Origin of the sequence: Streptomyces viridiviolaceus, from assembly GCF_014650995.1 — a bacterium.
Classification (GTDB): Bacteria; Actinomycetota; Actinomycetes; order Streptomycetales; family Streptomycetaceae; genus Streptomyces; species Streptomyces viridiviolaceus.
Window position 1 is genome coordinate 312,992 of sequence record NZ_BMWA01000009.1, and the last position, 23,409, is coordinate 336,400.

Annotated in this window: 17 protein-coding genes and 2 pseudogenes; 12 read left to right on the forward strand and 7 right to left on the reverse strand. The window is 71.4% G+C overall.

Features of this window, described 5'->3' with window-relative positions:
* The first annotated feature begins 27 nt into the window (after positions 1-27).
* On the forward strand, positions 28-396 hold the full coding sequence (locus IE260_RS15525) for an SsgA family sporulation/cell division regulator (RefSeq protein WP_189872086.1): 369 nt from the start codon (positions 28-30) through the stop codon (positions 394-396).
* Positions 397-450: 54 nt separating this feature from the next.
* Here the strand turns inward: IE260_RS15525 and IE260_RS15530 are convergent, their stop codons facing one another.
* The 3 genes from IE260_RS15530 to IE260_RS15540 all read right to left on the reverse strand — a co-directional run bounded on the left by IE260_RS15530 (position 451) and on the right by IE260_RS15540 (position 4,616).
* Positions 451-2,121: a penicillin-binding transpeptidase domain-containing protein gene (locus IE260_RS15530; protein ID WP_189872088.1), complete on the reverse strand. Its 1,671-nt coding sequence runs from the start codon at positions 2,119-2,121 to the stop codon at positions 451-453.
* A gap of 107 nt (positions 2,122-2,228) precedes the next feature.
* Entirely contained in the window at positions 2,229-3,863 is a 1,635-nt protein-coding gene (locus IE260_RS15535) for a penicillin-binding transpeptidase domain-containing protein (protein ID WP_189872090.1), read from the reverse strand.
* Positions 3,864-4,094: 231 nt separating this feature from the next.
* Positions 4,095-4,616: an AfsR/SARP family transcriptional regulator gene (locus tag IE260_RS15540; RefSeq protein WP_229880773.1), complete on the reverse strand. Its 522-nt coding sequence runs from the start codon at positions 4,614-4,616 to the stop codon at positions 4,095-4,097.
* 709 nt (positions 4,617-5,325) lie between these two features.
* On the opposite strand from IE260_RS15540, the gene IE260_RS15545 reads away from it, so the two are divergent.
* Complete coding sequence (locus tag IE260_RS15545) at positions 5,326-5,703, forward strand: hypothetical protein (protein WP_189872094.1); 378 nt, start codon at positions 5,326-5,328, stop codon at positions 5,701-5,703.
* Between the two features lie 350 nt (positions 5,704-6,053).
* On the opposite strand, the gene IE260_RS15550 is transcribed toward IE260_RS15545, so the two are convergent.
* Positions 6,054-7,043: a hypothetical protein gene (locus tag IE260_RS15550; protein WP_189872096.1), complete on the reverse strand. Its 990-nt coding sequence runs from the start codon at positions 7,041-7,043 to the stop codon at positions 6,054-6,056.
* A 116-nt stretch (positions 7,044-7,159) separates the two neighbouring features.
* On the reverse strand, positions 7,160-8,902 hold the full coding sequence (locus IE260_RS15555; protein ID WP_189872098.1) for a dolichyl-phosphate-mannose--protein mannosyltransferase: 1,743 nt from the start codon (positions 8,900-8,902) through the stop codon (positions 7,160-7,162).
* Between the two features lie 96 nt (positions 8,903-8,998).
* Here IE260_RS15555 and rsmI point away from each other — a divergent pair, with 96 nt between their 5' ends.
* The 6 genes from rsmI to IE260_RS15585 all read left to right on the forward strand — a co-directional run bounded on the left by rsmI (position 8,999) and on the right by IE260_RS15585 (position 14,525).
* Complete coding sequence (gene rsmI, locus IE260_RS15560) at positions 8,999-9,847, forward strand: 16S rRNA (cytidine(1402)-2'-O)-methyltransferase (RefSeq protein WP_189872100.1); 849 nt, start codon at positions 8,999-9,001, stop codon at positions 9,845-9,847.
* 167 nt (positions 9,848-10,014) lie between these two features.
* A complete protein-coding gene (locus tag IE260_RS15565) occupies positions 10,015-10,377 on the forward strand; it encodes a hypothetical protein (RefSeq protein ID WP_189872102.1) in 363 nt (120 codons plus the stop codon).
* 29 nt (positions 10,378-10,406) lie between these two features.
* Entirely contained in the window at positions 10,407-11,288 is an 882-nt protein-coding gene (locus IE260_RS15570) for a TatD family hydrolase (protein ID WP_189872104.1), read from the forward strand.
* 111 nt (positions 11,289-11,399) lie between these two features.
* On the forward strand, positions 11,400-12,740 hold the full coding sequence (locus IE260_RS15575; protein ID WP_308434667.1) for a resuscitation-promoting factor: 1,341 nt from the start codon (positions 11,400-11,402) through the stop codon (positions 12,738-12,740).
* A gap of 20 nt (positions 12,741-12,760) precedes the next feature.
* Positions 12,761-13,621: a 16S rRNA (adenine(1518)-N(6)/adenine(1519)-N(6))-dimethyltransferase RsmA gene (gene rsmA, locus IE260_RS15580; protein WP_189872105.1), complete on the forward strand. Its 861-nt coding sequence runs from the start codon at positions 12,761-12,763 to the stop codon at positions 13,619-13,621.
* 7 nt (positions 13,622-13,628) lie between these two features.
* Positions 13,629-14,525 carry a 4-(cytidine 5'-diphospho)-2-C-methyl-D-erythritol kinase gene (locus IE260_RS15585; RefSeq protein WP_189872107.1) on the forward strand — a complete coding sequence of 299 codons (897 nt, stop codon included), beginning with the start codon at positions 13,629-13,631 and terminating at the stop codon, positions 14,523-14,525.
* Between the two features lie 9 nt (positions 14,526-14,534).
* Here IE260_RS15585 and IE260_RS15590 read toward each other — a convergent pair.
* Positions 14,535-15,169 (reverse strand): annotated as a pseudogene (locus IE260_RS15590) (Uma2 family endonuclease).
* A 46-nt stretch (positions 15,170-15,215) separates the two neighbouring features.
* Positions 15,216-16,417 (reverse strand): annotated as a pseudogene (locus tag IE260_RS15595) (RNA-guided endonuclease InsQ/TnpB family protein).
* 166 nt (positions 16,418-16,583) lie between these two features.
* Here IE260_RS15595 and IE260_RS15600 point away from each other — a divergent pair.
* The 4 genes from IE260_RS15600 (at position 16,584) to IE260_RS15615 (ending at position 23,251) form a co-directional block, all read left to right on the forward strand.
* Positions 16,584-18,395 (forward strand): ABC-F family ATP-binding cassette domain-containing protein, encoded by a 1,812-nt coding sequence (locus IE260_RS15600; protein ID WP_189872109.1) that lies wholly within the window; start codon positions 16,584-16,586, stop codon positions 18,393-18,395.
* A 236-nt stretch (positions 18,396-18,631) separates the two neighbouring features.
* Positions 18,632-20,398, forward strand: coding sequence for an outer membrane protein assembly factor BamB family protein (locus IE260_RS15605; RefSeq protein ID WP_189872111.1), 1,767 nt, complete (start codon positions 18,632-18,634; stop codon positions 20,396-20,398).
* A gap of 61 nt (positions 20,399-20,459) precedes the next feature.
* Positions 20,460-22,355: an outer membrane protein assembly factor BamB family protein gene (locus IE260_RS15610; RefSeq protein ID WP_189872113.1), complete on the forward strand. Its 1,896-nt coding sequence runs from the start codon at positions 20,460-20,462 to the stop codon at positions 22,353-22,355.
* A 221-nt stretch (positions 22,356-22,576) separates the two neighbouring features.
* On the forward strand, positions 22,577-23,251 hold the full coding sequence (locus IE260_RS15615; protein ID WP_189872115.1) for a helix-turn-helix transcriptional regulator: 675 nt from the start codon (positions 22,577-22,579) through the stop codon (positions 23,249-23,251).
* The last annotated feature ends 158 nt before the right edge of the window (positions 23,252-23,409 follow it).

Consider the following 23,409-nt stretch of genomic DNA (forward strand, 5'->3'; position numbering starts at 1 on the left):
AGGCGACGCAGTGTAAGGGGCCATCCGATGTCCGTAGTCGAACAGTACGCACGAGCCCACATCCTCACCGACACGGACGGCCCGGACGAGGACGGCGGAGCCGTACCGGTCGTGCTGCGGTACGACCCCGACGACAGTTCCCGGACGGTGAGCGTCAAGCTCCCCGGCCCGGGACCCGGCTCCCGGGAGTGGTCCTTCTCCCGGGCCCTGCTGGAGCAGGGCCTGCGGGCGCCCACCGGAACCGGCGACGTGCGGGTGTGGCCCTGCGGGCGGGTGCAGGCCGTGGTCGAGTTCCACTCCCCGCAGGGCTGCTCGGTCGTCCAGTTCGAGACCAAGACCCTGATGCGGTTCCTGCGGCTCACGTACGTGGCGGCGGCGGAGCCGGTCGCGCACTGAGCCGGGGCCTGCCGGGCCACCGCGCGACGGTGCCGGCCGACGGCCCCGGAGGTGTCAGCCGCCCGCCTTCAGCAGCGACGCCACGATCGGTCCGGCGGTGTCACCGCCGTGCCCGCCCGCCTGCACCACGCCCGCCGCGGCCAGGTCGCCCCGGTACGCGGTGAACCAGCCGTTGGGCTTCTTCTGGCCGTCGACCTCCGCGGATCCGGTCTTCGCCCCGACGTCCCCGCTCACCCCGGACATCGCCTCCGCCGCCGTGCCGTACGCCGCCGTGTAGGACATCAGCTCGCGCAGCTGCGTCAGCGTGGACGCGGACAGCGTGCGGGAGGCGGTGGCGAGCTTCCGCCCGTCCACCGAGGGGGCGACCAGGTACGGCTGGTGGAAGGTGCCCGTCCGGATCGTCGCCGACACGGACGCCATGTTGAGCGGGTTCATCCGCACCCCGCCCTGCCCGATGAGCGAGGCGGCCATCGGGGCCGCGCTCTGCACCGGCACCGCGCCGTCGAAGGACGGCACACCGATCGCCCAGTTGTTCATCGACAGCCCGAACACCTGCTGGGCCTGCTTGGTCAGGTCGTCGTTCTTCAGCTTCGGCGCCTGACTGATGAAGGCGGTGTTGCAGGAACGGGCGAAGCTCGCCTTGAACGTGCCGTCCTTGATCTCGAACTTGTCGTCGTTCTGGAACTTCCAGCCGCCGTAGGTGAAGTACTTGGGGCACGGGTGCTTCTTGTCGATCGACGCCAGGCCCTTCTCGATCAGCAGCGAGGAGGTGATGACCTTCATCGTGGAGCCGGGGGCGAGGGAGCCCTGGAAGGCGGTGTTGAAGCCGTGGCTGCCGTTGGCGGCCGCGAGGATCTCGCCCGTGGAGGCGCGCAGCAGGACGACCGACGCCCGCTCCTTGCCGGCCACCTGCTGCTCGGCGGCGGACTGCAGACGCGGGTCCAGGGTCGTCTTCACGGTGCCGGGCGTGCCCTCGCTCAGCTCCAGCAGCGTCTTGTCGGAGACCTTGGCCGCCTTGGACTCCTTGCCGCGCACCACCCGCAGCTCGATGCCCGCCGAGCCGCCGGCCTTCTCGCCGTACTTCTCCCGCAGTCCGTCCAGGACGGTACCGAGCGAGGGGTACTTCGCGGCCGTGATCTCCCCGCCGTCGCGGTCCAGCGCCTTCACCGGCGGCGTCCCCGACTCCCCGGTGACCAGTTTGTCGCCGTCCCGCAGCTCGGGGTGGACGACGGAAGGCTTCCAGTCCACGCGCGGTTCGCCGTCGCCGGCCCGGCGTACGACGGTCAGCGCGCCGTCGTACGCCAGCGGCTTGCTCGTGTCCTCGAAGGCCACCGTCGCCTTGACGGAGAACGGCACCTCGGCGCCGGACGGCGTGCCCGGGGTGAGGGTGACGTCCTTGATCCGCGCGTCCTCGGTGTAGCCGGTGAGCAGGGCCTCGGCGGCCTCGGCGTCGTCCGTCGCGGCGGCGGCCTCGGCGACCGCGCCGCGCTGCCAGGCCGTGAGGAACCGCTGTGCCGCACCGGTGACCTCGGCCGCCGAGAGCGGGCCGGTCTTCACCTTCTCCCCGGCCGCCGACGTCGTACGTGCCGTGTCCTCGCCGGCCGCCGTGCCGCCGTACAGCGCGTAGGCACCGAACCCGGCACCGCCGACGACCACGGCGACCACGCCGCCGATCACGGCTGGTCTCGTCCTGCGCCGCTCGGCGGCGGCCCTTCTCCTGCCCACTGCGTCCCGTTCCTCGTCGATCCCCAGGGCCTCGGCCCTCGATGCCGTCGTCGCCTCACGCTTCCAACGACGGCGACCACCCTAGGGTCCCGTCCCGCCGGCCGCGTTCAGCCGCCCGCCCTCAGGACGTCCGCCACGATCGGGCCGGCCGCGTCGCCGCCGTGGCCGCCCTCCTCGGTCATGGCCGCCGCCGCCACGTCGCCCCGGAAACCGGTGAACCAGCTGTTGGACGTGGTCTGCCCGTCGACCTCGGCCGACCCGGTCTTCGCGCCGATGTCGCCGCCGAGCCCCGCCATGGCCTCCTGGGCGGTGCCCTGCGTGGCGGTGAGCCGCATCATCTGCTTGAGCTGGGCGGCGGTGCTCTGTGGCAGGCCCTTGGCGGTGGCCAGCTGCCGGCCGTCCAGCTCCGGCGGGACCAGATAGGGCTGGCGGAAGGTGCCGGTGATGGCGGTCGCCGTCACCGAGGCCATGTTCAGCGGGTTCATCTGCACCTGGCCCTGGCCGATGGCGTTGGCCGCGCGGTCCGGGCCGCCCGAGGCGGGCACGCTGCCGTCAAAGGAGACGACGCCGGTCTTCCAGTCGTCCCGCCCCAGCCCGAACCGCTCCTGGGCCTCGGCCGTCAGCGAGGCGTCCGTGAGCGGCTCCTCGTCGACGAGCTTGATGAAGGCGGTGTTGCAGGACCGCAGGAAGCTGTTGGCCAGCGTGGCGCCCTCATCGGGCTCCATGCCCGTCAGGTTCTTGAAGGTCTGGCTCTGCCAGGTGGCGGTGTCCGGGCAGGGCGCCGGGCCGTTCATCGAGGTCACGCCGTTGTCGATGAGCATCGCCGCCGTGATGATCTTCATGGTGGAGCCGGGTGCGACCCGCCCCTGGAAGGCCGCGTTGAAGCCGTCCGCCCGGTTGTTCGCCACGGCCAGCACCTCGCCGGTGCTCGGCTTCACCGCGACCACGGAGGACTCGCCGTACCGCTCGACCGCCTTCTCGGCCGCCGCCTGAACGCCCGCGCTCAGCGTCGTCCGCAGCTTGCCGGGCTCGCCCTCGGCCAGGGTGAGCAACGGGGTGTCGGCGGCCTCCTGGGCCGCGTGCCGGATCACCAGCTCGACGCCGGGGGTGCCACCCGCCTTGTCGCCGTACTTCTGGCGCAGCGTGTCCAGGACCGGCCCGAGCGAGGGGTACTTCTCCTTCGTCAGCACGGTGCCGTTGCGGTCCACCGCCTCGATCGGCGGGCTCGCCGACTCCTCGGTGACCAGTGTGTCGTCCGGCTGCTTCAGCTCGGGGTGGACGACGGACGGCCGCCAGTCGACCAGCGCGCGTCCGGTGGTCTCGCCGCGCACCACGGTCAGCCGGCTCTTGTACGTCAGCGGCTCGGTCTTCCCCTCGAAGGACACCTTCGCGCTGACGGTGAACGGCACGGTGACGCCGCTCGCCGTGCCGGGCGTGATCTTCACGCCGGTGATGTGGGCGTCCTCGCCGTAGGCCGTGAGCAGGGTCTCGGCCGCCGCGTCGTTGTTCGTGTACGACGCGGCCGTCGCCGCCTGTCCCTTCTCCCAGGCCGAGAAGAACTTCTCCGTCGTCTGCGCGACCTCGTCGCCGCTGGGCGGCCCGCTCTTCGGCGCCGAACCGGCCGCCCCCGAGCCCCCGCCGCCGTCCAGCGCCGACACGACGTTGTAGGCGCCGTAGCCCGCTCCGCCCACCATCACGGCGAACACTCCGCCTATGACGGCGGCCTTCACCCCCTTGCCCATTGGGCCGTCCCCTCCCCGTGGGGGCCTCCCCGCACGTCTTCTGAACGTGTTCAGAAAGGCCGATCGTGGCGCTCACTCTAGGCGCACGGAACGACACACGGCACGGACGTTTCCGTTTATTGGCCGAACGGAGATCAGCCGGCTGACCCGGATCGCGGACAGACCGGGGCGTTCCCTGCCGGGCTTGGGGCGTTCCGTGAACCGAGCCCGTACCTGACGGGCCCGCGCCGCCTAGCGCCGCAGCGCCCGATTGCCCCTGCGCGTCCGCTGCACGTCGGCCACGAGCTGGTGCAGGCGCTTTGTCGGGTACAGGCCCAGTTCGTCGCGAAGGCGCCGGGCGTACCGTTCGAAGTGATGGACGGCCTCGGACGCATTGCCCTCGGCCAGGTAGGCCCGGATGAGAGAGGTCTGGCTGCTCTCCCGCAGAGGATCTGCCTGGACGGCCACCTGGGCGGCCGACACCGCTCCGGCGAACTCCTCGGCGTCGATGAACGTGTCCGCCAGGGCCTCGAGGGCGTGCAGACGCAACTGGCGCCAGTTCTCGGCCTCCACGAGGGCCCACTCGTCGTACCAGCCGGGCAACAGGTCCGCGGAGAGGTCGTCGACGGTCGCCGCCGTCACGTGGAGCGCCTCACCCGGGACCCGGCGGGCGACGAGCTGCTGGGCCAGTGACCGTGCGTGGTACAGGTCCACGGTGACGTCCCGCGCGAGCCTGACCTCGGTGGGGGTCACCTCCAGCGCCCTCCTGCCCATGCTGCGCATCCGTGACAACGCCGCCCGCAGATTCGTGTACGCACACTGCTCGGGGGCCTTGGGCCAGAGGTTGCCGGCGATCAGACTCCGGGGTACGGAAGTCCGGCAATTGAGTGCGACAAATGCCAGAAGTCGTTTCGAGCCCACTGGGACTGCCACCGGCACATCGTTGACCAGGAGGTCGAAGCCGCCGAGGAGAGCGATGTGCACGGAGGGCTTGTTCTTCACACCCAGGGCTGAGGAAGCGAGATCACGTGCCGTCATAGCTGCCTTAACGCTTAGGCGGGCCGGTCGGACCGCTCGCCGACCGGCTTCGCTGTCGTTGCCCAGAGGCTTACGATCTACTGTCCTACGGATCTATCTTGCTGTGCCCGTCCACGCTTGTCGAACCGTGCGCGCTTGTTGAAAGGCGGAGGTCGAGGCTGGGGCGGCCGCCCGACAGTCCGCCGCTCCCGGCCCCGGGTCAGGTCCGGAGCCCGGGTGATCGTCACCGCGCGAATTCCATCCCGGTTGCTATTAAGTGAGAATTCCGAAATAGCAGTTCATGACTTTCGGGTGGTGCCGCGCCGGGATGGCAAACGGGTGATTGGGGAACCGACACGGGTCTCCGGGTACGGCGTGAATCCCTTCCCTTTAATACCTTTGGGTCTATTCCATTGCGTCCGGGTAATCGAGCCCGTGCAAGGGGCAGGAACAGAGGCAGGGATCCATGCGTACGTTTCAGAGATTCGTGATCACCACGGCGGCCACGGGCCTGGTCGTCCTCGGCGCGGGCAGCGCCCATGCCATCGGCTTCGGGCACGCCGGCGCCGACGGGAGCCAGTACTCCGTCACCATCGGCCTGCCCGAGGACGCACCGCAGACGCGGCAGGCGGCCGAGGACGGCTCGGGCGGCATCCAGCAGGCCAACGAGCAGCAGGCGCAGGCCGCGCCGGGCGGCGTGCAGCAGGCGAACATCCAGCAGGCGCAGGCCGCGCCGGGCGGCGTGCAGCAGGCGAACATCCAGCAGGCGCAGGGGCTGCTGGGTGGCTTGGTGCAGATCAACATGCAGCAGGTGCAGCCCGCTTCGGCCCCTGCCGCTAGCTGAGCGCCCCGGAGCTCGCCGGTCTGCTCCGGCAACACGAACCCGCCACGAATCCGTGGCGGGTTCCGCCGTTTCCGGACGCGATTCACCACCTTCTGCCAGGGCTTCTGGGGGCCCGGTCACGTCGGCGTCACGCCGCGGTGATGCCGGGCATTCCAGGATGAGCTGGTCCAGGCAAGCGCAAACCGCTTTCACACATGAGGGAAAACACCATGGTGATGAGAAGCATCCGGCAACGAATACCTCGCCTGATAGGCGCGTCCTGCTTGGCGGCGGGGCTCGTCGGCGGGGCCGGCGTTGCGAGCGTCGCGGCAGCGCCTCAGGACGTGTCCAAGGCCTCAACCGCCGTACCCTCACAGTTCTGCGCGGTCAGAGACGTAACGGGCGTCCTCAGGTTCGTTGAATGCCCCGGCATTCAGCAGGGGAACCTGCAGCAGGCGCAGGGTGTGCCCGGTGGGATCCAGCAGGGCAATCTGCAGCAGGCGCAGGGTGTGCCTGGCGGCATTCAGCAGGGGAACCTGCAGCAGGCGCAGGGTGTGCCTGGTGGGATCCAGCAGGGCAATCTGCAGCAGGCGCAGGGTGTGCCTGGCGGCATTCAGCAGGGCAATCTGCAGCAGGCGCAGGGTCGCGGTGGGATCCAGCAGGGGAACCTGCAGCAGGCCCAGGGTGTGCCTGGCGGCATTCAGCAGGGCAATCTGCAGCAGGCTCAGGGTCGCGGTGGGATCCAGCAGGGGAACCTGCAGCAGGCCCAGGGTGTGCCTGGCGGCATTCAGCAGGGGAACCTGCAGCAGGCTCAGGGTCGCGGTGGGATCCAGCAGGGGAACCTGCAGCAGGCGCAGGGTGTGCCTGGTGGCATTCAGCAGGGGAACCTGCAGCAGGCGCAGGGTGTGCCTGGTGGGATCCAGCAGGGCAATCTGCAGCAGGCGCAGGGTCGCGGTGGGATCCAGCAGGGGAACCTGCAGCAGGCGCAGGGTGTGCCTGGTGGCATTCAGCAGGGCAATCTGCAGCAGGCTCAGGGTCGCGGTGGGATCCAGCAGGGGAACCTGCAGCAGGCGCAGGGTGTGCCCGGTGGGATCCAGCAGGGCAATCTGCAGCAGGCTCAGGGTGTGCCTGGTGGCATCCAGCAGGGGAACCTGCAGCAGGCCCAGGGTGCACCCGGTGGCATCCAGCAGGGCAATCTGCAGCAGGCGCAGGGTGCACCCGGTGGGATCCAGCAGGGGAACCTGCAGCAGGCGCAGGGTGCACCCGGTGGGATCCAGCAGGGCAATCTGCAGCAGGCCCAGGGAGCACCTGGTGGCATGCAGCAGGGGAACCTGCAGCAGGCCCAGTGAGCAACCGGTCATGACCGGGTCGCGTGCTGAACGCGCCCGACCCGGTCAGCCGGCCTCGACGACGCGAACCCGCCACGGTCCCGTGGCGGGTTCGCCGATCCGGACCGGAACAGGGCCGGAGCCGTCGGCTAGACCCAGGTGTCCAGCCACATCCGCGACCGCCAGTCGTCGATCGGGATCGCCGTGCCGGTGTACAGCGGCCAGAAGTAGATGAAGTTCCAGGCGATCAGCAGCACCAGCACACCCGCGCCGGTCGCCCCCGCCACCCGCCGGGCGTCACTGGAACCGGCCCGCCCCACGATCGCCCCCAGCAGCATCGCCACCGCCAGGCACAGGAACGGCAGGAAGACGACGGCGTAGAAGAGGAAGATCGTGCGCTCCTGGTACAGGAACCACGGCAGATAGCCGGCCGCCAGCCCGCACGCGATCGCGCCCGCCCGCCAGTCCCGGCGGAAGGCCCAGCGCCACAGGACGTACAGCAGGGCGAAGCAGCCCACCCACCACAGCATCGGCGTGCCGAGCGCCAGCACCTCGCGGGCGCACTTCTCGCCCGCGTCGACCGGGCAGCCGTCCGTGCCGGGCGCCGGGGACTCGTAGAAGTACGAGACCGGCCGGCCCAGGACGATCCAGCTCCACGGGTTGGACTGGTAGGTGTGCGGCGACGTGAGGTGGGTGTGGAAGTCGTACACCTGTGTCTCGTAGTGCCACAGGCTGCGCCACCAGTCCGGGAACAGCCAGGACCAGGAGCTGCCCTTGCCGTCCGTCGCCGCCCAGTCGCGGTAGTAGCCGCCGCTTCCGTCGGCGGGGGAGAGGATCCAGCCGATCCAGGACGCGACGTAGGTGAAGACGGCGACCGGGACCGTCGACAGGAACGCCCATCCCAGGTCGCGCCGGAGCACCGCGAGGTGCGGCCGGCGGGCGCCCGCGACCCGGCGGGAGCCCACGTCCCACAGCACCGCCATCACGCAGAAGGCCGCCGTGATGTACAGGCCGTTCCACTTGGTGCCGATGGCCAGGCCCAGCATCAGCCCCGCCGCGATCCGCCAGGGGCGCCACCCGATGCGGGTGGTCTCGGCGATGTGCGCGTCCGGGCGGACCCGGCCGTCGGCGTCCACGGGCAGCGCGGCGGCGAGTTTCGCGCGCGCCCGGTCCCGGTCCACGACCAGGCAGCCGAACGCGGCCAGCACGAAGAACATCAGCACGCTGTCCAGCAGCGCGGTGCGGCTCATCACGAAGTGCAGCCCGTCCACCGCCATCAGCGCGCCCGCCAGGCACCCCAGGAAGGTCGAGCGGAACAGGCGGCGACCGATACGGCACAGCAGCAGCACCGACAGCGTGCCGAGGAGCGCCGTCATGAACCGCCAGCCGAACGGGTCGAACCCGAACATCAGCTCGCCGAGCCCGATGACGAACTTGCCGACCGGCGGATGGACGACGTACGCCGCGTCCGTCGGGATCGGGACGTCACCGCCGGAGTTCAGGATCAGGTCGTTGGCGTTCTTGTCCCAGTTGACCTCGAACCCGCGGTGGATCAGCGCCCAGGCGTCCTTGGCGTAGTACGTCTCGTCGAATATCACCGCCTTCGGGCTGCCCAGGTTCCAGAACCGCAGCACCCCCGCCAGCAGCGTCACCAGCAGCGGGCCGCCCCAGCCCGACCAGCGCACGATGCGGTCGGCGACCGGCCCCCGCACGCCGAAGAAGGCCCACAGCCGCGGGCCCGGCCGCGTGTACGGCGGCACCAGCCGGTCGCGGACGTCGTCTGCGGGCCCCGCCGTGTAGCCGAAGCGGCGCAGCCGCAGCTGCCAGGTGGGCCGCTGGTCGGGCGGGGCCTGGTCCTTCCGGATGTCCGTGGAGGACGCGGTACTGGTCACCGCGCCATCGTAGGGAACCGTTCTGTGCGCGTCCCGCGCATGGCCCGGACCGGTCCGGATGCGTCCCCGTCCGTCCGCCCCTGGGAGGATGGGGACGTGACTGGAACCCTTGTACTGGCGGGCACCCCCATCGGCGACGTCCAGGACGCCCCGCCCCGGCTCGCCGAGGAGCTGGCCGGCGCCGACGTCGTCGCGGCCGAGGACACCCGGCGGCTGCGCCGGCTGACCCAGGCGCTCGGCGTGACGCCCAAGGGGCGCGTCGTGTCGTACTTCGAGGGCAACGAGTCCGCCCGCACGCCGGAACTGGTCGAGGAGCTGGTGGGCGGCGCGCGCGTGCTGCTGGTGACCGACGCGGGCATGCCGTCGGTGTCCGACCCCGGCTACCGGCTGGTCGCCGCCGCCGTCGAGCGGGACGTGCGGGTCACCGCCGTGCCCGGCCCGTCCGCCGTGCTCACCGCGCTCGCCGTGTCCGGGCTCCCGGTCGACCGGTTCTGCTTCGAGGGCTTCCTGCCGCGCAAGGCGGGCGAGCGGCTGGCCCGGCTGAAGGAGGTGGCCGAGGAGCGCCGGACCCTCGTCTACTTCGAGGCTCCGCACCGGCTCGACGACACCCTCGCCGCCATGGCCGAGGTGTTCGGCGACGGCCGGCGGGCCGCCGTGTGCCGGGAGCTGACCAAGACCTACGAGGAGGTCAGGCGCGGTCCGCTGGGCGAGCTGGCGGCATGGGCGGCCGAGGGCGTGCGCGGGGAGATCACCGTCGTCGTCGAGGGCGCCCCGGCCAGGGGGCCCGAGGAGATCGGGCCCGAGGAGCTGGTGCGCCGGGTGCGGGTGCGCGAGGAGGCGGGGGAGCGGCGCAAGGAGGCGATCGCCGCGGTGGCCGCCGAGGCGGGCGTGCCCAAGCGGGACGTGTTCGACGCGGTGGTGGCGGCGAAGCACGCGGGCGCATGACCGTTCCTTGACCCAGGGCCCCCGGACGGGCCCTCGGACCAAGGGCGGTCCAAATCGGCTCCAACTCCTCGGCAGGTCCGGTGCGCCCGGTCCCGCCGAGGAGTCCACTGGGGGGCAGGGGCACGAACCGTCCCCGTCCAGCGGAACAGCTGATGTCAGGAGCCGGCATGGGTGAGATCACCGGAGTCACCGCCGTCGTCCACGAGTCGTACTCCTTCGCCTGCATGCGCTGCGGGCACGGCTGGGAGCAGTCGTACGAGATAGAGCACCACCGGGACGCCGGTGGCCACGAGTTCGTGCGCTACGTGGCGGGCGGGCGGATCGTGCCCTCCCCGCTGAGCCGCCCCACGTGCGCCAACTGCGACAGCCACGTGGTACGGATCATGCGGCCCGGGCGGGTCGCCTCGGCCCGCGGCACGGCACCGGGGCACCACCGGACGCCCCCCGCGGAGATCCCCCGGCAGCGCTCCCGGCGGCACCACCTGTCCGACCTGCTGCACGCCCTCCACCTCCAGCGCAGGGCGAGCTGACCTTCCGGGAGCTTTCGTAGGATCGGGGCATGCCTTCGAACGCGTCCGACAAGAACGCCGCCCCGCCGCTCCCGGAGCCCCTCCGGGTACCGGTCGCCGACTCGCACACCCACCTCGACATGCAGGCGGGCACGGTGGAGGAGGGCCTCGCCAAGGCCGCGTCGGTCGGTGTCACGACGGTCGTCCAGGTCGGTTGCGACATCAAGGGCTCGCGGTGGGCGGCCGAGACGGCGGCGGCGTTCGACAACGTCCACGCCGCCGTCGCCCTGCACCCCAACGAGGCTCCGCGGATCGTGCACGGCGACCCCGACGGCTGGTCGCGGCAGAGCGCGCGCGAACCGGGCGGGGACGCCGGCCTGGACGAGGCCCTCGCCGAGATCGACCGGCTGGCCGCGCTGGAGCAGGTCAAGGGCGTCGGCGAGACGGGCCTGGACTACTTCCGCACCGGTCCGCAGGGCAAGGAGGCGCAGGAGCGGTCCTTCCGCGCCCACATCGAGATCGCCAAGCGGCACGGCAAGGCCCTGGTCATCCACGACCGCGACGCCCACGCCGACGTCCTGCGCATCCTCAAGGAGGAGGGCGCCCCCGAGCGCACCGTCTTCCACTGCTACTCCGGCGACGCGGACATGGCGGAGATCTGCGCCCGCGCCGGGTACTACATGTCCTTCGCCGGCAACGTCACCTTCAAGAACGCCCAGAACCTGCGCGACGCCCTCGCCGTGGCGCCGCTGGAACTGGTCCTGGTGGAGACCGACGCGCCGTTCCTCACGCCGGTGCCCTACCGGGGCCGGCCCAACGCCCCTTACCTGGTGCCGGTCACGGTGCGTGCGATGGCCGCCGTGCGGGGCATCGACGAGGACGCCCTGGCCACGGCCCTCGCGGCGAACACCGCCCGCGCCTTCGGTTACTGAGCGCGACTGCTGACCGCGACACGAAACTCTCCGTAGCGAAGTCGCTTGGGAGAGTGACGACCGCTCCGCTAGGTTCTGGGGGCCCGATCCGGACCCCTGGAGCGTGTCGGCGTGAGCAGAGCGCAGTTCGAGACGTACGAGACGCACGAGACCGACAAGACGCACGAGACATACGAGAGCTGTGAACCGTATGACGTGCACAGTGCGCCCACCCTGGCGTACGGCGACACCTACCGGCCCGCCTACGAGGTGACCGGCCGCGCCGCGCTGCCCCGGCAGGGCGCCCGGCCCGCGGCGCCGGTTCCCGCACCGGACGGGCGGGCCGCGCGCCGGCGCCGGGCGCGGTACACCGAGCGCGCGGACGCCTCGTTGCGCCGCCTGCTGCCGCGGGCGCTGGTCGTGGCGTTCCTCGCGGGCGGCACCACCGCCTTCGTCGCCGAGGACAAGGCCGTCGAGCTGACCGTCGACGGCACGCCGCGCACCCTGCACACCTTCGCCGACGACGTGACCGAACTGCTCGCCGAGGAGGGCGTCGAGGTGGGCGCCCACGACGTCGTCGTACCCGCCCCCGGCACGCCGCTCACCAGCGGCGACGACGTCACCGTCCGCTACGGCCGCCCCGTCCTGCTCACCCTCGACGGCCGTCGTCGCCAGGTGTGGACGACGGCCGAGACGGTGGAGGGAACGTTGCGGCAGCTCGGAGTCCGTACCGAGGGCGCGTACCTGTCCACCTCGCGCTCCCGGCGCATCGGCCGCGAGGGACTCGCGCTGGACGTCCGTACCGAACGCGTGGTGACGGTCATGGCGGACGGCCGGGCCCGCACCGTCCGCACCAACGCCGCGACCGTGCGCGAGGCCGTCGAGGAGGCCGGGATCACCCTGCGCGGCCAGGACACCACGTCGGTGCCGCCGGCCGGCTTCCCGCGCGACGGGCAGACCGTCACGGTGCTGCGGATCACCGGCTCGCACGAGGTCCACGAGGAACCGATCCCCTTCCGGGTGGAGAGAACGCAGGACCCGTCGCTGTACCGGGGCACCGAGGTCGTCCAGCAGGCGGGACAGCCCGGCCTGCGGCGGACCACGTACGCCGTGCGCACCGTCAACGGGGTCCGGGAAAAGCCGCGCCGTCTGCGCACCGAGGTGGTGCGCGAGCCCCGCCCTCAGGTGGTGCACGTCGGCACGAAACCGCGGCCGGCGTCCGTGGGGGGCACCGGTCACCTGGACTGGCAGGGGCTGGCTGCGTGCGAGTCGGGCGGCCGCCCGGACGCGGTGGACCCCTCGGGCACGTACGGGGGGCTGTACCAGTTCGACACCCGCACCTGGCAGGACCTCGGCGGCCGGGGCCGGCCCCAGGACGCCTCGGCGGCGGAGCAGACCTACCGGGCCAAGAAGCTCTACGTGCGCAGCGGGGCGAGCGCCTGGCCGCACTGCGGGGCACGGCTGCACGGATGACCCCCGGCTACCCTTGCGGGGTGAGCAGCCCCACCCCCGACGCCCTTCTGGGCCCCGCCGACGTCCGCGAACTCGCGGCAGCCCTCGGCGTGCGCCCCACCAAGCAGCGCGGCCAGAACTTCGTGATCGACGCGAACACGGTCCGCCGTATCGTCCGCACCGCCGAGGTCCGCCCCGACGACGTGGTGGTCGAGGTGGGACCGGGTCTCGGCTCGCTCACCCTGGCCCTGCTGGAGGTCGCCGACCGGGTGACCGCCGTCGAGATCGACGACGTCCTCGCCGCGGCCCTGCCCGCCACGGTGGCCGCCCGCATGCCGGGGCGCGCCGACCGCTTCGCGCTGGTCCACTCGGACGCGATGCACGTGACCGAGCTGCCGGGCCCCGCCCCGACCGCGCTGGTCGCCAACCTCCCCTACAACGTCGCCGTGCCCGTGCTCCTGCACATGCTCGACACCTTCCCGAGCATCGAGCGCACCCTCGTCATGGTCCAGTCGGAGGTCGCCGACCGCCTCGCCGCGGGGCCGGGCTCGAAGGTGTACGGCGTGCCCTCCGTGAAGGCCAACTGGTACGCCGAGGTGAAGCGGGCCGGCGCCATCGGCCGCAACGTCTTCTGGCCCGCCCCGAACGTCGACAGCGGACTGGTGTCGCTGGTCCGCCGCAGCGAGCCGCTGAAGACGACGGCCTCGAAGGCCGAGGTCTTCGCCGTCGTCGACGCCGCCTTCGCCCAGCGCCGCAAGACCCTGCGGGCCGCCCTCGCCGGCTGGGCCGGCTCCGCGGCCGCCGCCGAGGCCGCCCTCGTCGCCGCCGGGGTGTCGCCGCAGGCGCGTGGCGAGGCCCTGACCGTGGAAGAGTTCGCGCGTATCGCCGAACACAAGGAGTGACGAGCAAGTGAGCGTGACGGTACGCGTCCCCGCCAAGGTCAACGTCCAGCTCGCCGTGGGCGCCGCCCGCCCGGACGGCTTCCACGACCTGGCCAACGTCTTCCTCGCGGTCTCCCTCCACGACGAGATCACCGCGACCCCTGCACCGGAGGGCCTGCGCGTCACCTGCGAGGGCCCGGACGCCGGCCAGGTCCCCCTGGACCGCACGAACCTGGCGGCCCGCGCCGCCCTCGCCCTCGCCGAGCGCTACGGCCGCGAGCCCGACGTCCACCTGCACATCGCCAAGGACATCCCGGTGGCCGGCGGCATGGCGGGCGGCAGCGCGGACGGCGCGGGCGCGCTGGTGGCCTGCGACGCCCTGTGGGGAACCGGCGCCTCCCGGGACGAGCTGCTCGCGATCTGCGCCGACCTGGGCAGCGACGTGCCGTTCAGCCTGCTCGGCGGGGCGGCGCTCGGCACCGGGCGCGGGGAGAAGCTGACGGAGCTGGAGGTCGGCGGCGACTTCCACTGGGTGTTCGCGATGGCCGCGCGGGGCCTGTCCACCCCGGCCGTCTTCCGCGAGTTCGACCGCCTGACGGAGGGCCTGGACGTCCCCGAGCCGGTCGCCGACCAGGCGGTGCTGGACGCCCTCGCCAAGGGCGACCCCGCCGCGCTCGCCGTGGCCGTCTCCAACGACCTCCAGCCCGCGGCGCTCTCCCTCTTCCCCGAGCTGGCGGACACCCTCGCGGCGGGACGGGCGGCGGGGGCGCTGGCCGCGCTGGTCTCGGGTTCGGGGCCGACGACGGCGTTCCTCGCCTCGGACGCGAAGTCCGCGTCCGACATCGCCGGGGTGCTGCGGGCGTCGGGGACCTGCGCGACGGTGCGGACGGCTTCGGGGCCGGCGGCGGGGGCGACGGTGGTCTGAGGGGCCGGGTCAGAGTCCGTCGATGGCGGTCAGGTCGATGTCGACGGGGTAGGGCTTGGCGACCTTGATCCAGTCGCGGTGCATGCCCATGTGTACGTACGCGCGGGTGAGCAGGTCCAGCTCATAGCGTGAACAAGCGGACTGCGGCCGGTTCCGTCGCGCTCGACGCGCCAGAAGTTGGGGATGCCGGCGGCGGCGTACTTCTGCGGTTTGGTCGTACGGTCGCGGGACTCCGAGTCGGGGGACACGACTTCGACGGCCAACAGCACGTCCTGAGCCTGGTAGCACGTCTGGTCCGGGCCGCTGACCGCATCGGCCAGGACCACGCTCACGTCGGGCTCCGGGCCGTTGCGTCGGTCGAGGATGATGGTCATTTCCCGCTTCACCTTCACCCTGAACTCCTTCGGCACGCTTCGCCGGAGGCCGCTGACCAGCAGGTCGATGACGTCTGCGTGGAAATTGCGCTGCGGACTCACCAGGACGAGGCTCCCGTCGATCAGCTCGGTGTGCGGCGGGAGATCGGGCAGTGTGAACAGGTCGTCCACGGTGTAGCCGTCCACGGGCGGCACCGGCCAGTGAAGGTGGCCATGCTGTACGGGCTCTCGGCGGTCGTCGTCGCTGTCGTTCTTGCTTGTTCCGGTCATGGTTCCTCCCGTGACTCTTCCTCCGCGTGAACGCGGGGGCTTCTCGCTATGCCGACTGGGCTTCGCGACGGACCAGCCCGGCCCGCAGAACGTTCAGGGCTCCCACGGTGTCGGCGTGTGCCGTGTGGCCGCACGAGACGCAGTGGAATTTCTCCTGGGTGGGCCGGTTCTCCTTGGCGGTGTGCCCGCATGCGGGGCACCGCCGGGAGGTGTTGCGGGGGTCCACAGCGATCACTTGTCGTCCGGCACTTTTCAGCCTTGGCGTTCAGGATCGCGAGGAACACCCCCCATCCGGCGTCGGGCGATCGAACGGTTCAGCCCGGCCTTCGCTGCAGCCCCGTTGGGCAGGAACGCGCCTGGCGTCCCGGGGTCGGGCTTTGGTGCGGGGGCGGTGCTCATGCTGCAGATCTTCAGGTCTTCGTACGCGATGAAGTCGTGTGCGCGCACCAGGCCGAGCGCGGTCTTGTGCGCGTGGTCCAGGCGTTGGCGGCGGACCTTGCGGTGCAGGGTTGCGGCCTTCTGGGCGGCCTTGTGCCGGCGCTTGGATCCGCGCGTGCACCGGCTGAGTGCCTGCTGTGCGGCTTTCAATCTGGCGGCGGCCTTGTGGCCGTGGCGGGGATTGGCGATGTGCTCACCGTTGGAGGTGGTGAGGAACGAGGCTATGCCCATGTCGATGCCGACCACGCTGCCCGTCGCGGGCAGCGGCTCGGGCTCGCTCTGTTCGGCGGTCAGTACCACGTACCAGCGCTTGCCCTCGCGCTTGATGCTGACGGTCTTGACCCTGCCGGTCACCGGACGATGCTGGTGCACCTTGACGTGTCCGACACCTTGGAAGCGGACGCGGGTGATCGGATCGTGCGGGGTGGCGTCCCAGCGGCAGCCGTCACCGTCCCTGGGGAAGTCCACGGTGTCGAACCAGTTGACGCCCCGGAAACGGGGGCAGCCCGGCTTCTCCCCGGCCTTCACGCGCCGGAAGAACGCCGCGAACGCCTTGTCCAGGCGGCGCAAGGTTGCCTGCTGAGAGGAGAACGACCAACGCCCCTGCCGCTCTGGGTCGAAGGCGCGGATCTCCTTGAGCTGCGCGGACTGCTGCCCGTACTTGATACTCGTCTTCGACACATGCCGCCAGGCGTCGCGGCGTTCTTGCAATGCACCGTTGTAGAGGGAGCAGTGATCCCGCAGCATCTCGCCGAGCGCGATCTGCTGACGCACGGTGGGCCGCATGAGGAACTTGTACGAACGGATCATCCGGCCCTCCTTTGCTGTCCGGTTGGCACAAGAGTGCTATGCATCGCGCGACCGTATGCGCAGAGCGCTACTTGCCACCACAAAGAGTGACGACCCTCGTCCGCGTCGCCCAGCCCCCCGAAGGGCCTACGCTTGAAAGCTGATCGATCCCCCAGGCAGGAGAGAAATGGCCGTCAACCTGGTCAATGTCGAGAACGTCAGCAAGGTGTACGGCACCCGTGCACTCCTCGACGGCATCTCCCTCGGCGTCTCCGAAGGGGACCGCATCGGTGTCGTCGGGCGCAACGGCGACGGCAAGACCACCATGATCCGGGTGCTCGCCAAGCTGGAGGAGCCGGACACCGGCCGCGTCACCCACTCCGGCGGGCTGAGCCTCGGCGTGCTCACCCAGCACGACTCCCTCGACCCCGAGGCCACCGTCCGCCACGAGGTCATCGGCGACATGGCCGACCACGAGTGGGCGGGCAACGCCAAGATCCGGGACGTGCTGACCGGCCTGTTCGGCGGCCTCGACCTGCCCGGGTTCCCGCAAGGGCTCGACACCGTCATCGGGCCGCTCTCCGGTGGCGAGCGGCGCCGCATCGCGCTCGCCAAGCTGCTCATCGACGAGCAGGACCTGATCGTCCTGGACGAGCCCACCAACCACCTCGACGTCGAGGGCATCGCCTGGCTCGCCCGGCACCTGCGGGAGCGGCGCTCCGCACTCGTCTGCGTCACCCACGACCGCTGGTTCCTCGACCAGGTCTGCACCCGGATGTGGGACGTGCAGCGCGGTGACGTCCACGAGTACGAGGGCGGCTACTCCGACTACGTCTTCGCCCGCGCCGAACGCGAGCGCATCGCCGCGACCGAGGAGGCCAAGCGGCAGAACCTGATCCGCAAGGAGCTGGCCTGGCTGCGGCGCGGCGCCCCCGCCCGCACCTCCAAGCCGCGCTTCCGGGTCGAGGCCGCCAACGAGCTGATCGCGGACGTCCCGCCGCCCCGGGACAGCAGCGAGCTGATGAAGTTCGCCTCCTCCCGGCTCGGCAAGACCGTCTTCGACCTGGAGGACGTGACCGTCCAGGCCGGCCCCAAGGTGCTGCTCAAGCACGTCACCTGGCAGCTCGGTCCCGGCGACCGCATCGGCCTCGTCGGCGTCAACGGCGCGGGCAAGACCTCCCTGCTGCGCGCGCTCGCCGAAGCCGCGTACAGCGAGGGCGAGCGGCAGCCGGCGGGCGGGCAGGTACGCGTCGGCAAGACCGTCAAGCTGGCCTACCTGTCCCAGGAGGTCGCCGAACTGGACCCGGACTGGCGGGTGCTGGAGGCCGTGCAGCGGGTCCGGGAACGCGTCGACCTCGGCAAGGGCCGCGAGATGACCGCCGGACAGCTGTGCGAGACGTTCGGGTTCACCAAGGAGAAGCAGTGGACGCCGGTCGGCGACCTCTCCGGCGGTGAGCGGCGCCGGCTCCAGCTGCTGCGCCTGCTCATGGACGAGCCCAACGTCCTCTTCCTCGACGAGCCCACCAACGACCTCGACATCGAGACCCTGACCCAGCTGGAGGACCTGCTCGACGGCTGGCCCGGCTCGATGATCGTCATCTCCCACGACCGGTTCTTCGTCGAGCGCACCACCGACCGGGTCTTCGCCCTGCTCGGCGACGGCGCGCTGCGGATGCTGCCGCGCGGCATCGACGAGTACCTGGAGCGGCGCCGGAAGATGGAGGAGGCGGCGGCGGCCAACGCCCCGGCGGCGGTGAAGGCGGCGGCGGACGTGCCCGAGAAGAGCGCCGCCGACGTGCGCGCCGCCAAGAAGGAACTCCAGAAGATCGAGCGGCAGTTGGACAAGATCTCCGAGAAGGAGGCCAAGCTGCACGCCCGGATCGCGGAGAACGCCACGGACTTCGCGAAGGTGGCCGAACTGGACGCCGAGCTGCGCGACCTGACGGGGCAGCGCGAGGAGCTGGAACTGCGCTGGCTGGAACTGGCGGAGGACGCCTGACCGGCCGCGGTCACGGCGCGCGCGTCGCGTGAAGGGGGCGTGAAGGCGCGTAACAGAGGCATCACGGGCCGGTCCTCCCTTGGGAACAGGGGCGGATACGGCCCGGTGCCGTGTCCGCGCCAGGTGATAGAAAGGGCCGTCTGAGGACTGTCTGAGTGACTGCCTGAGTACGACTCTGAGATCCGCGCGTACCTCAGGGCGTGGCTAAAAATCAGTGAGTAAGGGGGAACGCGCTGATGACTCAGCCGCCCAACCAGCCGCCGCAGCCCGGTGGCTTCGGAGCACCGCAGGATCCGCCGCCGGGCGGTGGGTCCGGGGCCCCGCCGCCCCCGCAGGGCCCGCCGCAGACCCCGCCGCCTCCGCAGGGCCCGCCGTCCGGAGCGCCGCAGCCGGGGTACGGCTACCCGCAGCAGCAGCCGGGGCCTTACGCGCAGCCGGGCCCGTACACCTCCGGTCCGTACGCCCAGCCCCAGCAGCCGGGTCCGTACGGTCAGCAGCCCGGCTACGGCTACCCGCAGCCGCAGTTCCCCGGCGCCCCCGGCACCCCGCCGCCAGGCGGCTCCGGATCGCGCAACCCCTTCAAGGGCAAGCCCGCCCTCGCCATCGGCGCCGCGGTCGTCGCCCTGCTCGTCGTCGGCGGCAGCGTGTGGGCGGTCACCGGGGGCGACGACGGCAAGGACAAGAAGCCGGTCGCCGAGAAGAGCGACGACGCCAAGCCCTCCGTCTCCGGTGCCCCGCTCAACCCCGGCGACGGCAGCGGCGACGGCGGCGAGGAGACCGAGGACCTCAACGAGGGCCGCCAGGCGGGCGAGTCCAAGGTGCTCTGGTACAAGGAGGCGCCCGACGCGCCCGGTTCCGGCGCCGACGCCCCCGGCATGTGGATCACCGACAAGACCGCGGTGAAGGCGGCGTACAAGCAGCTCTTCGCCTTCGACGTCGGTGACGGCAAGCCCACCTGGGACCCGATCGCCTTCCCGCAGAAGATCTGTGCGGTCACCCCGGAGAAGACCGCCGACGACAAGATCGTCGTCGCCTACATGAGCGGCTCCAGCGACCGCGCCAAGTGCAACCAGCTCCAGGAGATCGACCTCGACACCGGCGAGAAGGGCTGGACCCAGAAGGTCGACGACGGCGAGCTGTTCGACTCCACGCTCTCCGTCGAACTGACCGTCGCCGGCACCACCCTGATGGTCGGCCGCTCCCAGTCCGGCACGGCCTACGACGTGACCAGCGGCAAGAAGCTCTACGACAAGAAGCGGTACGGCGACGACGCCTGCTTCCCCGCCGGGTTCGCCGGCGGCAAGGGCCTGCTCCAGGTCGCCTCCTGCGGCGCCGGCGGCAACAACGAGCACGACGAGGTCCAGGGCCTCGACCCCAAGACCGGCAAGGTCCTGTGGACCCAGAAGTTCGACAAGGGGTGGCGGGTCGCCCGGGCCTACTCCGTCGACCCGGTCGTGATCTACAGCACCAACGAGGACAAGAAGGCCTGGAACATCTCCACCTTCACCGCCGGCGGCAAGTTCCGCTCGCAGGTCGGCTTCGACGAGGACTTCGCCCCCGAGTGCGGCTGGGCCATCCTCGAACGCGATCTCCAGGGCTGCGCGGGCATCGCCGTCGCCGGCGACACCCTCTACCTGCCGACCGAGGCGACCACCGGCGCGAACGAGATCGTCGCGGTCAACCTCGCCAACGGCAAGGAGAAGTGGCGGGTGAAGTCCCCGGCCGACGAGACGATGATGCCGATGAAGGTCGAGGGCGACCAGCTCATCGCGTATGTGCGGCCGTCGTACGACGCCGGCGGGCAGGTCGTGTCGATCCCGACCGGTGGCAGCAGCCACAAGCCGGTCGAGCTGCTGCAGAACCCGCAGGGCACCGCGGACATCGAGAACAGCTTCTACTCCAAGGCGATCGACTGGGTCGACGGGCGCTTCTACATCTCCACCACCCGCCTGACCGGCAACGACGACACGAAGGAGAAGTTGATGCTCGCCTACGGCAAGTGATCTTCTCCGCCCGGTCGTTCCCGTCGCATTCGTCGTCTTCGCTCTTCGAGGTACTCACGTCATGACCCAGCCGCCGCCCCCGCCGCCCAACCAGCCGCCGCAGGGGGGAGGGTTCGGCCCACCGCAGGACCCGCCGCCGCAGCCCGCGCCCGGCGGAAGCGGGCCGAACCTGGGCAAGGCTCCGCAGCCCGGGTACGGCTATCCGCAGGCACCGCAGACGCCCCAGGCACCGCAGACGCCCCCGCAGGCGCCGCCGACCCCGCCGTCGGCTGCGCCGCAGCCCGGGTACGGGTACCCGCAGGCCCCGCCGACGCCCCAGCCCGGTTACGGCTACCCGGGTCAGCAGCCCGGTCCCTATGGACAGCCGCAGCAGCCGGGGCCCTACGGCCAGCCGCCGAACCCGTACGGCCAGCAGCCCGGTCAGCCCGGCTACGGCTACCCGCAGGCGACCGTGCCGCTGCAGCCCCAGGCGGGCGGCTCGGGCGGCGGGCGCAAGATCAACACGCAGGTGGCGATCATCGTCTCCGCCGTCGTCGCGATCGCCCTGATCATCGGCGGCGGCATCTGGTACGCCGGTTCCGGTGACGACGGCGGCAAGGACGACACCGCGAGCTCCAGCGGCGGCACCGGTGGCAAGGGCGGCAAGGACGACAAGGGCGGTACCGGCGGCACATCGTCCGGCGGCGAGGAGAAGGTGCCCGCCGACCCGTCCGCCAAGGTGCTCTTCCAGGTCCCGTCGCCGCCGGTGAGCAAGGACGACAGCAGCGTCGTCGTCTCCGGTTCCTGGCTCACCGACAAGGTGTACGCCAAGAGCGGGATCGCCGAGATCGTCGGCTACGACCCCGACAAGGGCAGCAAGCTGTGGACGATCAAGCTGGACGGTCCGGTGTGCACGGCCGGCAAGCACGTCACCGAGGACAACAAGGCGGTCGTCGTCTACCAGCCCGACATGCCGACCAAGGCCGAGCCCTCGCACGGCTGCAGCCAGGTCGCTCTGATCGACCTGGACGCGGGCAAGAAGGTGTGGACGAAGACCGGCAAGGCCGGTGACCAGCTGATCTCCTTCGACAACGTCACGATCAGCGGCGGCACCGTCGCCGCCGGCAGCACCAGCGGCGGCGTGGCCTTCGACGTCGCCACGGGCGACATCCTGTGGTCCCCGAAGACGACCGACTCCTGCTACGACGCGGGCTACGGCGGCGGCGCGAAGCTCGTCGCGGTGCGCAAGTGCGGTTCGTACGACGCCCGCCAGCTCAACATCCAGACCATCGACCCCAAGACCGGGAAGGTGATCTCGGAGTACAAGATGGCCAAGGGCATCGAGTACGCCGGGGTCGTCTCGACCGACCCGCTGGTCGTGGCCGCCGACGTCGGCGACTCCGCCGGTGACGGCAGCGGCATCTCGGACTTCTTCTCCATCGACAACAAGACCGGCGAACTGCGCACCCGCATCTCGGCGCCCGGCGAGCAGTTCGCGGCGCGCTGCGACACGATCACGAAGATCGAGCACTGCACGGGGCTCGCGGTCGGCGGAGACCGGCTGTACATCCCGACCGAGGAGCACGAGGGCGGCGGCGAGGGGTACAGCCGCACCAATGAGGTCGTCGCGTTCGACCTGGCCACCGGCAAGCAGACCGGGCAGCGCGCCGACGCCGGTGACGGCTACACGATCACCCCGCTGCGCATGGACGGCGGCAACGTGCTGGCCTACAAGCGCCCGCCGTACGACAAGGGCGGCCAGATCGTCAGCATCGACGGCGGTTCGTTCAAGCAGACCACGCTGCTGGAGAACCCGGCGACCGAGACGGTGCGGGACGTGGAGACCAGCATGCTGCCGGAGTACGCCGAGATCCTGTACTCGCAGGGCCACCTGTACATGTCGCAGGTGTACGCCAGTGAACTGACCAGTGCCGACGAGAAGGAGTACCTGGCGGTCGCGTTCGGTACGAGCGGCTGACCGGCTGCTGGAGTTCTGTGCGACGAACGGCCCCGTCCCTGCTCAGGGACGGGGCCGTATTGCGAGGAATTTCGGCGATCCGGGGCAGTTATCACCGGTAGGGGGAGCGCAACGTCGAACAAGCGTGTAACTTCCCGGGGCATGAAGGGCGGGGCGGGGGGCCGGGAGGGGGCTGCCGCTGTCCGTGCCGGGGGGTATCGGGGTGACTGGGGGGTTGCTCGATGGGAGTGCGGCTCATGGTGGTCGATGACCACCGATTGCTCGCCGAGGCGCTGGCCTCGGCGCTGAAGCTGCGGGGGCACCGGGTGCTGGCCGCGACGGCGCCTGCCGCGGGCGCGGCGGAGCTGGTGATCAGCCGGGCGCCGGAGGTGTGCCTGCTGGGCACGGCGACGCCGGCCGAACCGGGGATCTTCGATCCGGTGGTGCGGGTCAAGCGGGAGCGGCCGCAGGTGGCGGTGGTGGTGCTGGGGCCGGTGCCGAGTCCGCGCGGTATCGCGGCGGCCTTTGCGGCCGGGGCCTCGGGGTACGTGCGGCACGACGAGCGCATAGAGGGGGTCGAGCGGGCGATCATGAAGGCGCGGGCGGGGGAGGCGGCGGTGGCGCCGGCGCTGTTGCAGGGGGCCTTCGGTGAGCTGCTGAATCCGGCTGCGCAGCCCGACGACGAGGGGCAGCGGCTGCTGCAGATGCTCACGCCGAGGGAGGTCGAGGTCCTGGTCCGGGTGGCGGACGGGGAGGACACCCGCCTGATCGCGGCGGGGATGGGCATCGCTCCGTCCACCGCCCGGACGCACGTCCAGCGGGTGCTGATGAAACTGGGGGTCGGCTCCCGGCTGGAGGCGGCGGCGCTGGCTGCCCGGACGGGGCTGCTGGATCGGGCGGCGGCGGGGGAGGCGTGAGCTTGCGGGTGCCTGTGGGTGCCTGCGGTGGCCTGCGGCGCTTGGGCGGGGTGCCTGCGGGTGCCTGCGGCGCTTGGGCCGGGGTGCCTGCGGCGGCCTGTGCGGGTGCGGTGGGGGTGCGCGTGGCGCCATCGGTTGCGGTTGTGGGTCGGGGCCGT